We start from the raw sequence: 13,125 nt of genomic DNA, 5'->3' as shown, positions 1-13,125 counted from the left end.
AGCGCCGCGGGCTCCACTCCCATCCCTTCAGCGCGGATAAATCGCCCCCAACACTCGCTCCGCCGACGCGCCAGTGACGCTCGGCAGGTTACCCGGCAGCCGAGCGACACATCGCATCGCGAGCCACGCGAATGCGAGCGGCTCGACCTGACTTGGCGGCACGCCGAGCGCGTCGGTCGTCATCACGGGCACACCGCTTACGCCGCTGTCTTCGAGCGCCTGCTGCAACGCCTTCATGATTTCCGGATTGCGCGCGCCGCCGCCGCACACGTACACCGCGCGCGCGTCGGACGCATGCCGCTCGATTTCGCGCGCGACCGTCACCGCAGTCAGCGCGACGAGCGTTGCCTGCACGTCGGCGGGAGCGAGGCCGGCGAACGGTTCGAGCTTCGCGTCGAGCCACGCGGTGTTGAACAGATCGCGCCCGGTGCTTTTAGGCGGCTGCTCCGAGAAGAACGGCTCATCGAGCAACGCGTTCAGCAGCTTGCGATCCACCTCGCCGCTCGCCGCGAAATGGCCGTTTTCGTCGAACGGCTTGCCGAGGTGGCGCTCGGCCCACGCATCGAGCAGCGCGTTCGCCGGCCCGCAGTCGAAGCCGCGCACGCCGCCCGTCGCGTTCAGGATCGTGATGTTGCTGATGCCGCCAAGATTGCAGACGACGCGCGTTTCGTTCTTCGCGCCGAATATCGTCGCATGAAAAGCGGGCACGAGCGGCGCGCCCTGGCCGCCGGCCGCGACGTCGCGGCTGCGGAAATCGGCGACCACGTCGATATGCACCATTTCCGCGAGCAGCGCCGGATTGTTGATCTGCCGCGTATAGCCCTTTTCAGGGCGATGCCGCACGGTCTGCCCGTGCACGCCGATCGCGCGGACTTCGTCGGCCGGCACCCGGCTGTCTCGCAGCAGATCGTGGCAGCACACGGTATAGCGCGTCGCGAGCGCGTTGGCGGCCAGCGCCTCGCGCTCGATCTCGTTGTCGCCAGGCTGCTGGAGCGCAAAGAGCGCCTCGCGGATGCCCGCCGAAAAGCCGACGAACGCCTCGGCCAGCACCTCGGGTGGCTTCCCTTTGGCAAAGCGGACGGCCACGCCGTCCACGCCGTCCATGCTGGTTCCCGACATCAACCCGAAATAGATGCCGTCTGCGGGATCTTGCGCCACGTCGCTGCTCCTGTCGATGTTCATTGCGATTCGTTGTAGCAGATTATCGGCGCAAGCGCGGCCGAATATAAGCGACGCGCGCTGCGGGCCGCATCGAAATCGCGCGTTGCCGGGCCGGCCGGGGCATGTCGGTGGGCGCGGCGGCGCGCATCTATGGGACAATCCTGTTTTTTCGCGACTTCACGTTTCCAGCATGAGCACCGAGTCCACCAGGCCCACCCCCGCCTTTCCGATCACCGATGAAGTCCGTCACGCGCTTGCCGTCACCAAACGCGGTGTCGACGAATTGCTGATCGAAGACGAATTCGCGCAAAAGCTCGCGAGGAGCGCGGCGACCGGCAAACCGTTGCGCATCAAGCTCGGGCTCGATCCGACCGCGCCCGACATCCACATCGGCCACACGGTCGTGCTCAACAAGATGCGCCAGTTGCAGGACCTCGGCCATACGGTGATCTTTCTGATCGGCGATTTCACGTCGCTGATCGGCGATCCGTCCGGCCGTAATGCGACCCGCCCGCCGCTCACGCGCGAGCAGATCGAATCGAACGCGAAGACCTATTTCGAGCAGGCCGCGCTCGTGCTCGATCGCGAGAAGACCGAAATTCGCTACAACAGCGAATGGTCGATGCCGCTCGGCGCCGACGGCATGATCAAGCTCGCGTCGCGCTATACGGTCGCGCGCATTCTCGAGCGCGAGGACTTCACGAAGCGCTTCCAGAGCGGCGTGCCGATCTCGATCCACGAATTCCTGTACCCGCTGATGCAAGGCTACGACTCGGTCGCGCTGAACGCCGACCTCGAGCTGGGCGGCACGGACCAGAAGTTCAACCTGCTGGTCGGCCGCGAGCTGCAGAAGCAGTACGGCCAGGAACAGCAGTGCATCCTGACGATGCCGCTGCTCGAAGGGCTCGACGGTGTCGAGAAGATGTCGAAGTCGAAGAACAACTACATCGGCATCAGCGAAAAGCCGACCGACATGTTCGGCAAGCTGATGAGCATTTCCGACACGCTGATGTGGCGTTACTTCGAGCTGCTGTCGTTCCGTCCGATGGACGAGATCGCCGGCTTCCGGAAAGAAATCGAGGCGGGCCGCAATCCGCGCGATTTCAAGGTGATGCTCGGCCAGGAAATCGTCGCGCGCTTCCACTCGCAGGCCGACGCCGAACGCGCGCTCGAGGACTTCAATCATCGCGCGAAGGGCGGCGTGCCCGACGATATTCCGGCGGTGACGCTCGCGGGTGCGCCGCTCGCGATCGGCCAGTTGCTGAAGCAGGCCAACCTCGTGCCGTCGACGAGCGAAGCGCTGCGCAATATCCAGCAGGGTGGTGTGAAGATCGACGGCACGGCGGTATCCGACAAGGGCCTGAAGGTCGAGGCCGGCGAGTACGTCGTGCAGGTCGGCAAGCGCCGCTTTGCGCGCGTGACGCTGACGGCTTGAGCGTCGCGTGACGATGACGCACGCCGTGGCAGCGCACCGCACGCCGTTTCGGGAGTCCGGCCGATGATCGCGCTGATCCAGCGTGTGCGGCGCGCCGAAGTGCGCGTCGCCGACCGCGTGACCGGTGCGATCGACGTGGGCCTGCTCGCGCTGGTGTGCGCCGAGCGTGGCGACACCGAGGCGGCCGCCGACCGCCTGCTCGCGAAGGTGCTCGGCTACCGCGTGTTCAGCGACGCGGCCGGCAAGATGAACCTGTCGGTGCAGAATCTGGATGGCGCGGGGCGCGCGGGCGGGCTGCTGCTCGTGTCGCAGTTCACGCTCGCGGCCGACACCAACAGCGGGTTGCGTCCGAGCTTCACGCCGGCCGCGCCGCCCGACGACGGCAAGCGTCTGTTCGATTACTTCGTCGCGGCCGCCCGCGCGAAGCATCCGATCGTCGAGACGGGCGAATTCGGCGCCGACATGCAGGTGTCGCTCGTCAACGATGGCCCGGTCACGTTCTGGTTACAGACCAACGCCTGAACCTGACACGCGTTTCAGGGCAATAGTGCGTCAAATCCGCGTGGCGCCCATCTTCCGAGGCGCGCCACGCGCGTCTGTCTACCCGAGCGCCGCTTTTTGCGACAATAACGGCTCGGCACAACCGGCGAACGGCGCCCATCTCCTTCTCATGACGACGCAGATTCTGTTTATCCGGCACGGCGAGACCGACTGGAACCGCATCAAGCGCATTCAAGGCCACATCGACATTCCGCTAGCGACAACGGGGCTCGACCAGGCGCAACGCCTCGCGCGGCGCATCGCGGACGAGGTGAAGCAGGGCGCTCGGCTCGACGCGATCTATTCGAGCGACCTGCAGCGCGCGCGGCAGACCGCGCAACCGGTCGGCGACGCGCTCGGCCTGCCGCTGCAGTTGCGCGAGGATTTGCGGGAGCGCTCGTATGGCGCGTTCCAGGGGCACGACAGCGACGAGATCGCGCTGCGTTTTCCCGACGAGTATACACAGTGGCAAACCCGCGATCCGGGTTTCGCGCCGCCCGAAGGCGAGTCGCAGCGCGTGTTCTACCATCGCATCGTCCACGCCATCGAGCCGCTGATCGCCGCGCATCCGGGCGGCCGGATCGCCTGCGTCACGCACGGCGGCGTGCTCGATTGCGTGCGCCGCTTCGCGTGCGGCCTGCCGCTCGATGCGCCGCGTGACTATCAACTGCTGAACACGAGCGTGAACGTTGTCGATTTCGAGGACGGCCGCGCGACGATCGTGTCGTGGGCGGATGTCTCGCACCTGGGCGCGGGGAGTGCCGCCGATGATGGATTCAGGAAGGTGCCCGAGCCGGGGCGGTAAGCCGGAAGAAATGAAATGAGGCGGCCTGTCTCGGTCCCCGGCCCAGTGCCGTGCGCTTGCGGCGTGCATGAGCGCTATGTGGTTTACAAAGCCCCCGTCAATCCGGCTCCCGCGCCGCCGCCCGTCGCCGGGCCCGCTTCGACACGCCATTGACCAGCGCCCAGCGAATCACCGGCGCAACCAGCCGCACCCCCGGCCGCGCGAACGTCCTGCGCAGCGCCGCGTAGCGGTTCAAGCCGAGCATCGTCTGCGCCCACGCGGGCAATAGGTCGACGCCGGCGCTGAGCATCAGCGCACCGGCGGGCCGCATCGCCAGACTCGGCGCCGGCGCGTTCATCAGAATCCTGACGACTTCACGAGTGCGCTCGCTCGCCACCAGCGCTGGCTGCATCGCGAGCAGGTACGCGTCGATCTCGGCGCGCGAGCGCGGAATATCGGTGGCGCCGAGCATTTCGGCGATACGCGCGGTTTCCGCGAAATATTGATCCTGCGCGGCGACGGACAGCAGCGGGTTCACATAGCGCAGATGCGCGGTCATGAAGCTCGACACCTCCGCGACGTGCACCCACGTCAGCAGCGCGGGCTCGCTCGCGCGATACGACTGGCCGTCGGGCGCGATGCCGGTCACGCCGAGATGAATGGACTTCACGCGCTCGATCAGCGCGAGCGCGTCGTGCCGGCTGCCGTACGTCGTGCCGGCGATGAAGGTCGCGGTGCGGCGCAGGCGCCCGAGAATGTCGCTGCGAAAAGTCGAGTGGTCCCACACGCCGGCGAGCGCCAGCGGATGCAGCGCCTGCAGCAGCAGCGCGCTGATGCCACCCGTCATCATCGACGTGAAGTCGGCGTGGACTTTCCAGCACACGGAGTCGGGCCCGAAGAGGCCGGGGTCGCCAGGCGGAGACGAGTAGTCGAGGACGGGGCCGCTGCCGGTCGTCAGATGCGTGACGCCGGCCGCGAGTTTCGCGCGCAGCCGCTGCGTGAACGCCTGCGCGAAGTGGCCGGATGCGCGGCTCGGGGCGCTGCTGGATGGTTTGGCGGAGGAGCCGGTCTGTCGGGTCTGGTCGGACATCCTGATCGGTCTCGCTCTCGCGCCGCCTGATTGCGGTTTATTTCGCCGAATCCCACAGGCCCGGCAGCGCGCTCGACGAATCCGGCGCGGCAAGACCGAAGTGCCGGTAGGTGAGCAGCGTGGCGACGCGGCCGCGCGGTGTGCGCTGCAGGAAACCCTGCTGGATCAGATACGGCTCGAGCACGTCCTCGATCGTGTCGCGCTCCTCGCCGATCGCTGCGGCGAGATTGTCGACGCCGACCGGGCCGCCGTCGAACTTGTGCAGGATCGCCTCGAGCAGCTTGCGGTCCATCAGGTCGAAGCCGACCGCGTCGACGTCGAGCATGCTGAGCGCGGCATCGGCCACCTGCGCGGTGATGTTGCCGTCGGCCTTCACCTCGGCGAAGTCGCGCACGCGGCGCAGCAGCCGGTTGGCGATACGCGGCGTGCCGCGCGCGCGCCGGGCGATTTCGAACGCGCCGTCCGGATGGATCTGCGCATTCAGCAGCGACGCCGAGCGCGTGACGATGCGTGCGAGCTCCTCGGCGTTGTAGAACTCGAGCCGCGCGACGATGCCGAAGCGGTCGCGCAGCGGATTGGTCAGCATGCCCGCGCGGGTGGTCGCGCCGACCAGCGTGAACGGCTGCAGGTCGAGCTTCACGCTGCGCGCGGCCGGCCCTTCGCCGATCATGATGTCGATCTGGTAATCCTCGAGCGCCGGGTACAGGATTTCCTCGACGACCGGCGAGAGCCGGTGGATTTCGTCGATGAACAGCACGTCGTTGGCTTCGAGATTGGTCAGGAGCGCGGCGAGGTCGCCGGCGCGTTCGAGCACCGGCCCCGACGTCTGCCGCATATTGACGCCCATCTCGCGCGCGATGATGTGCGCGAGCGTGGTCTTGCCGAGCCCCGGCGGGCCGAACAGCAGCACGTGGTCGAGCGATTCGGACCGACGCCTCGCGGCCTCGATGAAGATTTCGAGCTGACCGCGCACTTTTTCCTGCCCGACATATTCTTCGAGCTGGCGCGGGCGCAATGCGCGCTCGAACGCTTCTTCGTTCGGCGATGCCGGCGTGGCCGCGATGATGCGCTCGGCGGCGAGTTTGTCGGTTTCGATCATGCGGCCATTGTACCGCGCGCGGGTGGGGCGTTAGCCCTTTGAGAGCGCCTTCAGCGCGAGCTTGATGCCCTCGGACACCCCGGTGCCGGCCGGCACGTTCTTGATGGCCGCGAGCGCTTCTTTCTCGGAGTAGCCGAGCGCGAGCAACGCGTTGAGGATGTCGGACGCGTGATCGGACGCCGACGCCGCGCCCGCCATCGCGCCGAGGTCGGCGCCGAGCTTGCCCTTCAGTTCGAGCAGCAGCCGCTCCGCCGTTTTCTTGCCGATGCCCGGCACGCGCGTGAGGCGCGCCGCATCCTGCATCGTGACGGTCTGCGCGAGTTCGGACACGCTCATGCCCGACAGCACCGCGAGCGCCATGCGCGCGCCGATGCCGGAAATTTTCAGCAGCTCGCGGAAGGTCGCGCGTTCCTGCGCGGTGCCGAAGCCGTACAGCAGATGCGCGTCCTCGCGCACGATCATCTGGGTGAGCAGCACGACGCGTTCGCCGGTCGACGGCAGGTTGTAGAACGTGCTCATCGGCACGTCCACTTCGTAGCCGACGCCGTTGCAGTCGACGAGCAGATGCGGCGGGTTTTTTTCCAGCAGAACGCCGGCAATGCGACCGATCATGGCGGATTCGATGTTTAGAGTCGGGTGGGAAAGGGCGAGTGTAGCGCAGCGAATCGGCGGCGCGGGTGCCGCATGGGTGCCTAGCCCACCAGCCGCCCGCGTCGCACCCGCAGTCCCTTCTTCGCCAGCGTGGGCGCGATGCCGCCCAGCGTGCTCAGGGTCGTGCCGCCGTGCGCGTGGCAGATCGCCATGCCGAGCGCGTCGGCGGCGTCGGTGCCGGGTATGCCCGAAAGGCTGAGCAGCCGCGCGACCATCTGCTGCATCTGCTCCTTGGTCGCGCGGCCGTAACCGACGACGGCCTGCTTCAGTTGCAGCGCCGTGTATTCGGCGACCGGCACGCCACTCGCGACGAGCCCGCAGATCGCCGCGCCGCGCGCCTGGCCGAGCAGCAGCGTCGACTGCGGATTGACGTTGACGAACACTTTTTCGATCGCCGCCTGATCCGGCGAGTGCTCGCGGATCAGCGTCGAGATGCCTTCGAAGATGGTGCCGAGCCGCGAGGGCAGATCGGCGTCGGCGGTGCGGATCACGCCGCTCGCGACGTAGCGCAGTGTGTGGCCGTGTTGTTCGATCACGCCGAAACCGGTCACGCGCAGGCCGGGGTCGATGCCGAGAATTCTCATGAGGTGCCGCACATGCGATAAAAAACCAGGTGCCTGCGATACTACAACGAACGCGCCGCGCGGCGGTCCGCTGGCGGCAACGCCGGCGGAATAAAAACTGCTGGGGTTTCGTGGCGGGAGGCGATCACGGATGCAGCGTTACCGGAATCTCAGTGGCGACTCGGGTGTCGAGGCCTATGAAATCGGCGACGATTTCATCAAGGTGCGCTTTCATCCGGGTGTCGTGTATTGGTACACGGAGCGGAGTGTCGGCGCCGCGCATGTCGCTGAGCTGAAGCGTCTTGCGCGGCGCGGGCGGGGTTTGAGCACGTATATCAGCCAGCACGCGGACGTGCGCGATGGTTACGCGAGGAAGGAGCCGGAGGATTGAGCGGGATCGGCAGCCGTTGCCGGATCCCACGAATCAATGACGGAAGTGACGCACACCCGTCAGTACCATCGCGATGTTGTGCTCGTCCGCCGCGCTGACCACTTCGTCGTCGCGCATCGAGCCGCCCGGCTGGATCACGCAGGTCGCGCCCGCCGCGACGACCACGTCGAGGCCGTCGCGGAACGGGAAGAACGCATCCGACGCGACCGCCGAGCCGGCGAGCGTCAGACCGGCGTTCTGCGCCTTGATGCCGGCAATGCGCGCCGAATCCACGCGGCTCATCTGGCCCGCGCCGACGCCGAGCGTCATGCCGTTCGCGCAGAACACGATCGCGTTCGACTTCACGTACTTCGCGACGCGCCATGCGAACAGCAGATCGTCCATTTCCTTCGGCGTCGGATGACGCTTGGTGACGACGCGCAGCTCGCGCGGCTGCACGTTTCTCGAATCGAGCGACTGCACCAGCAGGCCGCCGCCGACGCGCTTCAGATCGAACGTGTTGTGGCCTTCGCCCAGCGCGATTTCGAGCAGACGCACGTTCTGCTTGGCCGCGAACACCTGACGCGCTTCGGCGCTGAACGACGGCGCGATCAGCACTTCGACGAACTGCTTCGCGACGGCCTGGGCGGCCGCTTCGTCGACTTCGCGGTTGAACGCGATGATGCCGCCGAACGCCGAGGTCGGATCGGTCTGGAACGCTTTCGAATACGCTTCGTGGGCATTCGCGCCGAGCGCGACGCCGCACGGATTCGCGTGCTTGACGATTACGCAGGCCGGCACGTCGAAGGTTTTTACGCATTCCCACGCCGCGTCCGAATCGGCGATGTTGTTGTAGGACAGCTCCTTGCCCTGTAACTGGTTGTAGTTCGCGAGCGCGCCGGCCGGCACCGTCAGGTCGCGGTAGAACGCCGCGCTCTGGTGCGGGTTCTCGCCGTAGCGCAGGTCCTGCACCTTCTCGAACGCCATGTTGAAGGTCGACGGGTACGCGTTGCGCGACGCGTGCTGCAGTTCGTCGGTCAGGCTCGTCAGGTAGTTCGTGATAGCGCCGTCGTACTGCGCGGTGTGTGCGTACACCTTGGTCGCGAGACGGAAATTCGTCCTGTACGACACTGAATTATTGTTCGCGCGCATTTCGTCGAGCACGACCGCGTAATCGGCCGGGTCGACCACGACCGTCACGTCGCGGTGATTTTTCGCGGCCGAGCGCAGCATCGTCGGGCCGCCGATGTCGATGTTCTCGATCGCGTCTTCGAGCGAGCACTCTTCCTTCGCCACCGTCTGCACGAACGGGTACAGGTTCACGACCAGCAGGTCGATGGTCGGGATGCCGTGCTTTTCGAGCGCGGCCATGTGCTCGGGCAGATCGCGGCGCGCGAGGATGCCGCCGTGCACCTTCGGATGCAACGTTTTCACGCGCCCGTCGAGCATTTCCGGGAAGCCCGTGTAGTCGGCGACTTCGGTGACGGACAGGCCCGCGTCCGCGAGCAGTTTCGCGGTGCCGCCGGTCGACAGGATCCTGATGCCGAGGTCCGACAGCGATCTGGCGAAGTCGACGATGCCGGACTTGTCGGAAACGGAGATGAGCGCTTGCTTGATCATGATGAAGACGAAAAGCCGAAGGGAGACGTGGCAGGGCGCCGGAAACTACAGCAAACCGTGCTGTTGCAGCTTCTTGCGCAGCGTATTGCGGTTGATGCCGAGATACTCGGCGGCCAGCGACTGGTTACCGCCGGCCTGCTCGAGCACCACTTCGAGCAAGGGTTTTTCCACGCATGAAATGACCATGTCGTAGACGTCGTGCGGATTGGAGCCGTCGAGGTCCTGGAAATAGACGTCCAGACTGTCGCGGACGGATTGTTCGATATTGTTCTTGCTCATGCTGCTAGTCGGTCGGTGTGATCCTCGCCCTGGCCGTCGGCTGATTCGTCGACGTAGACGAGGCGGTCTGAGATCGCCTTTTGTGCGTCGAAGAACTCGTTGACGGCGAGGAGTTGTTCGCGCGTGGTGTCCAGCGTATTCATGCGATGCCGGAACAGGTTGGCGCCGGAAAGGCCGCGAGTGTACCAGCCGATGTGCTTGCGCGCAGTGCGCACACCGGTAAATTCCCCGTAGAAAGCGTAGTGATCCTCGAGATGCTCGTTCATCACCTGCTGGATTTCGTCGATGCGCGGCGGCGGCGGCAGCTCGCCCGTCTGCAGGAAGTGCCCGATCTCGCGGAACAGCCACGGCCGGCCCTGCGCGGCGCGGCCGATCATGAGCGCGTCCGCGCCGGTGGCGGCGAGCACCTCGCGCGCTTTTTGCGGCGACGTGATGTCGCCGTTCGCGACGACCGGAATGCTCACCGCCGCTTTCACGGCGGCGATGGTTTCGTATTCGGCGTCGCCGTGATAGAGATCGGCGCGCGTGCGGCCGTGCACGGTCAGCATCGAAATGCCTGCCGCTTGCGCGAGACGCGCGACGTTCAGCGCGTTTTTGTTCTCCCGATTCCAGCCGGTGCGGATTTTCAGCGTGACGGGCACCGCGTCGGGGCCGACGCCGACCGCGTTCACGACCGCCTCGACGATGCGCTGCACGAGCGGTTCGTTCTGCAGCAGCGCCGAGCCGGCCGCGACGTTGCAGACCTTCTTGGCCGGGCAGCCCATGTTGATGTCGATGATCTGCGCGCCGTTCGCGACGTTGTAGCGCGCCGCCTCGGCCATCATCGCCGGATCGGCGCCGGCGATCTGCACCGCGATCGGCTCGACCTCGCCTTCGTGGTTCGCGCGGCGCATGGTCTTTTCGCTTTTCCACAACTGCGCGTTCGACGCGACCATTTCCGACACCGCGTAGCCCGCGCCGAGCCGCTTGCACAACTGGCGGAACGGCCGGTCGGTCACGCCGGCCATCGGGGCGACGAACAGGTTGTTGCGCAGATTGTGAGAGCCGAGAGTGGGCATGACGTGAGCGCGCCGGCGACTGTGTGGATTTAACAATCGACGCGACGCGAAATGCGAGGGAAAGCGACTATTTTAGCGTTAACGGGTAAGCGGGACTGCCGATCTGCGTGTCGTAACCCGTTAAATCTTCTATGAAAGTGGCGCGGTTCATAGACCCGGGCAGCGTGGATGAATCCACCGTGCGCGGGTATGAAAAGCCGTGACGGCGCTCGCCGCCGCGAGAAAGTCACGGCGGCGGAAGCCGGCGGCTTACCTGCGCTGGCCGAACATCATCTGTCGCGCGAGCGCGGTTTTCACCGGCGGCACGAACTCGAGCGCGGTGAGCGCAAGACCGCGCAGCACCGCGAGCGGCGGGAAGTCGACGGTGAACAGGCGCGCGAGCGTGTCGGTCGAGCCGATCGTCAGGTGCCGGTCCAGCGCGCGGCGTTGCGCGAACGTCGCGAGTGCGAGCGGCGTCGGGCCTTCGGCCGAAAGCGCATCGGCGAGCGCGTGCGCGTCGCGCAGACCGAGGTTCAGGCCCTGGCCGGCCACCGGGTGCAGCGTCTGCGCCGCATTGCCGATCGCGACGACGTGGCCGTTCACGAGCGTGTCGACCGCGTTGAGTCCGAGCGGGAACGACGCGCGTCCGACGATGCGCGTAAAGCGCCCCATGCGGTCGCCGAACGCGGCGTCGAGCTCGCGCAGGAACGCGTCGTCGGGGAGCTGCGCGCGGCGCGCGGCTTCGTCGGGCGCGCAGCACCAGACGAGCGCGTAGTCGGCGCCGCGCACGCCGCCCATCGGCAGCAGCGCGATCGGGCCTTGCGACGTGAAGCGCTCCCATGCGACATGCGGCTGCGGCGCGGACACGGTGACCGTGCCGACCAGCGCGGTCTGGCCGTAGTCGCGCGAGCCGGTGCCGCTGGCTCCTTCGGCAGATGCTTTGACTGCTCCCTCGGCCGCGTCCTTGCCCGCATCCTTCCCTATGCCGCCGCCACGCTTCTGATCGCCGAACACCCCGCCCTCGGCATTCACCAGAATCCGCGTGCGCAATTGCCGCGCGACGCCCGCGGTTTCGATCGGCAGCGTGACGCCGTCGAGTTCCTGGGTCGGCGCGCCGGCCGACGTCGAGCGGAACCAGTGGACCGGCGTCGCGCGCACCGCGTTGGCCAGGCCGTGCACGATCGAGCCGTAGCGCAGCACGTAGCCGAGCGCGGGCAGCCCGTGCTCGCGATGATCGATCAGCGTGCGGCCGAAGTGGCCGCGCTGCGACACGTGGATGCGCTCGATCGCGGTCGCGTCGGCGGCCCAGTGCAGCGGCTCGAGAATCATCCGGCTGCCGTGCGATACCGCGATTGCGCGTGGGTCGGCGATCGAGTCTTCCGGCTCGCGCGCGTCGACGAGCGCGATCTTCAGTTTGCGCGTCACGCTGCGGCGCGCGAGCCAGCCGGCGAGCGCGAGGCCGACCGGCCCGGCGCCGACGATCGTCACGTCGAAATCGAAGGCTTGCTGGTGCGAGGCGGGCTTCAGGATCACCGCCGCTGGAGAGGCTTCGTTCATCGCCGCTTACGCTCCCGCTTCCCGAGCCGCGCGCGCTTGCTGCATCAGCGCCTCGATCTCGGCCGCGGCCACCGGCACGTCGCGCGTGATCAGCTCGCAGCCGTCCGGCGTGACGATCGCGTCGTCCTCGATACGGATGCCGATGTTCCAGTAGCGCTCCGGCACGCCCTCGGCCGGCCGGATGTAGAGGCCCGGCTCGATGGTGAGCGTCATCGACGCGCGCAGCGTGCGCCACGGCAGCGCGCCGGCCTCGTCGCGCGGCGCGCCGCGCTCGCGGTAATCGCCGCAATCGTGCACGTCCATGCCGAGCCAGTGGCCGGTGCGGTGCATATAGAACGGCGCGTACGCGCGCTCGGCGATCACGTCGTCGACCGACGCAAATTTGTCGCGCGCGACGATGCCGGTATCGAGTAGCCCCTGCGACAGCACGCGCAGCGCGGCCTGGTGCGGGTCGTCGAAGCTCGCGCCGGCGCGCGTCGCGTCGATCGCGGCCTGTTGCGCGGCGAGCACGATGTCGTACAGCTCGCGTTGCGCCGGCGTGAAGCGGCCGTTCGCCGGGAACGTGCGCGTGATGTCGGACGCGTAGCCGTCGAGCTCGCAGGCCGCGTCGATCAGGATCAGCTCGCCGTCCCGCGCGATCGCGTTGCCGGCCGGGTAGTGCAGCACGCACGCGTTGGCGCCCGCCGCGACGATCGACGTATAGGCCGGCGCCTGCGCGCCGAACTTGCGGAACGTGTAGAGCAGCTCGGCCTCGAGTTCGTATTCGCGAATACCGGGACGGCACGCGGCCATCGCGCGGCGATGCGCGGCGGCGGAAATCTGGCCGGCGCGGCGCATGATCGCGAGTTCGTGGTCGTCCTTGACGAGCCGCATCTCGTCGAGGAGCGGCAGCAGATCGCGCGCGGCGGCGGGCGCGGCGACGCCGCCGCGGCCTTGCGC

Annotated in this window: 14 protein-coding genes; 4 read left to right on the top strand and 10 right to left on the bottom strand. The window is 67.1% G+C overall.

Annotated features, from left to right (window positions below; all coding sequences use genetic code 11):
- Nucleotides 1–27 precede the first annotated feature (27 nt).
- Nucleotides 28–1,158, bottom strand: a complete 1,131-nt coding sequence (locus tag QM685_RS32380; protein ID WP_415123316.1) for an anhydro-N-acetylmuramic acid kinase — start codon at nucleotides 1,156–1,158, stop codon at nucleotides 28–30.
- 193 nt (nucleotides 1,159–1,351) lie between these two features.
- On the opposite strand from QM685_RS32380, the gene tyrS reads away from it, so the two are divergent.
- From tyrS to QM685_RS32365, 3 genes are all read left to right on the top strand, one after another.
- Nucleotides 1,352–2,596, top strand: a complete 1,245-nt coding sequence (gene tyrS, locus QM685_RS32375; RefSeq protein ID WP_415123196.1) for a tyrosine--tRNA ligase — start codon at nucleotides 1,352–1,354, stop codon at nucleotides 2,594–2,596.
- 63 nt (nucleotides 2,597–2,659) lie between these two features.
- Nucleotides 2,660–3,118, top strand: a complete 459-nt coding sequence (gene dtd, locus QM685_RS32370; protein ID WP_415123194.1) for a D-aminoacyl-tRNA deacylase — start codon at nucleotides 2,660–2,662, stop codon at nucleotides 3,116–3,118.
- Nucleotides 3,119–3,266: 148 nt separating this feature from the next.
- Nucleotides 3,267–3,941 carry a histidine phosphatase family protein gene (locus tag QM685_RS32365; RefSeq protein ID WP_415123192.1) on the top strand — a complete coding sequence of 225 codons (675 nt, stop codon included), beginning with the start codon at nucleotides 3,267–3,269 and terminating at the stop codon, nucleotides 3,939–3,941.
- 97 nt (nucleotides 3,942–4,038) lie between these two features.
- Here QM685_RS32365 and QM685_RS32360 read toward each other — a convergent pair whose 3' ends face one another.
- The 4 genes from QM685_RS32360 to ruvC form a co-directional block, all read right to left on the bottom strand.
- Nucleotides 4,039–5,010, bottom strand: a complete 972-nt coding sequence (locus QM685_RS32360; RefSeq protein ID WP_415123190.1) for an oxygenase MpaB family protein — start codon at nucleotides 5,008–5,010, stop codon at nucleotides 4,039–4,041.
- Nucleotides 5,011–5,047: 37 nt separating this feature from the next.
- Complete coding sequence (gene ruvB, locus QM685_RS32355) at nucleotides 5,048–6,109, bottom strand: Holliday junction branch migration DNA helicase RuvB (RefSeq protein ID WP_415123188.1); 1,062 nt, start codon at nucleotides 6,107–6,109, stop codon at nucleotides 5,048–5,050.
- Nucleotides 6,110–6,139: 30 nt separating this feature from the next.
- Nucleotides 6,140–6,721: a Holliday junction branch migration protein RuvA gene (gene ruvA / locus QM685_RS32350; RefSeq protein WP_415123186.1), complete on the bottom strand. Its 582-nt coding sequence runs from the start codon at nucleotides 6,719–6,721 to the stop codon at nucleotides 6,140–6,142.
- Nucleotides 6,722–6,801: 80 nt separating this feature from the next.
- On the bottom strand, nucleotides 6,802–7,344 hold the full coding sequence (ruvC, locus tag QM685_RS32345; RefSeq protein ID WP_415123184.1) for a crossover junction endodeoxyribonuclease RuvC: 543 nt from the start codon (nucleotides 7,342–7,344) through the stop codon (nucleotides 6,802–6,804).
- Nucleotides 7,345–7,474: 130 nt separating this feature from the next.
- Between ruvC and QM685_RS32340 the strand changes: the two genes are divergently transcribed.
- Nucleotides 7,475–7,714 (top strand): hypothetical protein, encoded by a 240-nt coding sequence (locus QM685_RS32340; protein ID WP_415123182.1) that lies wholly within the window; start codon nucleotides 7,475–7,477, stop codon nucleotides 7,712–7,714.
- Nucleotides 7,715–7,747: 33 nt separating this feature from the next.
- Here QM685_RS32340 and purH read toward each other — a convergent pair whose 3' ends face one another.
- The 5 genes from purH to QM685_RS32315 form a co-directional block, all read right to left on the bottom strand.
- Nucleotides 7,748–9,313: a bifunctional phosphoribosylaminoimidazolecarboxamide formyltransferase/IMP cyclohydrolase gene (gene purH, locus QM685_RS32335; protein WP_415123180.1), complete on the bottom strand. Its 1,566-nt coding sequence runs from the start codon at nucleotides 9,311–9,313 to the stop codon at nucleotides 7,748–7,750.
- A 45-nt stretch (nucleotides 9,314–9,358) separates the two neighbouring features.
- Nucleotides 9,359–9,592: a Fis family transcriptional regulator gene (locus QM685_RS32330; RefSeq protein ID WP_008919619.1), complete on the bottom strand. Its 234-nt coding sequence runs from the start codon at nucleotides 9,590–9,592 to the stop codon at nucleotides 9,359–9,361.
- Entirely contained in the window at nucleotides 9,589–10,650 is a 1,062-nt protein-coding gene (gene dusB, locus QM685_RS32325; protein WP_415123178.1) for a tRNA dihydrouridine synthase DusB, read from the bottom strand. Before dusB ends, QM685_RS32330 begins: the two co-directional genes overlap by 4 nt.
- 249 nt (nucleotides 10,651–10,899) lie before the next feature.
- A complete protein-coding gene (locus QM685_RS32320; protein ID WP_415123176.1) occupies nucleotides 10,900–12,186 on the bottom strand; it encodes a UbiH/UbiF/VisC/COQ6 family ubiquinone biosynthesis hydroxylase in 1,287 nt (428 codons plus the stop codon).
- Between the two features lie 6 nt (nucleotides 12,187–12,192).
- On the bottom strand, nucleotides 12,193–13,125 hold a 933-nt coding region (locus QM685_RS32315), incomplete at its 5' end, for a M24B family metallopeptidase (RefSeq protein WP_415123174.1).

Origin of the sequence: Paraburkholderia sp. (assembly GCF_047605525.1) — a bacterium.
Classification (GTDB): Bacteria; Pseudomonadota; Gammaproteobacteria; order Burkholderiales; family Burkholderiaceae; genus Paraburkholderia.
The sequence above is the reverse complement of the archived record's forward strand: the minus strand, read 5'-3'. Positions and strand labels throughout refer to the sequence as shown.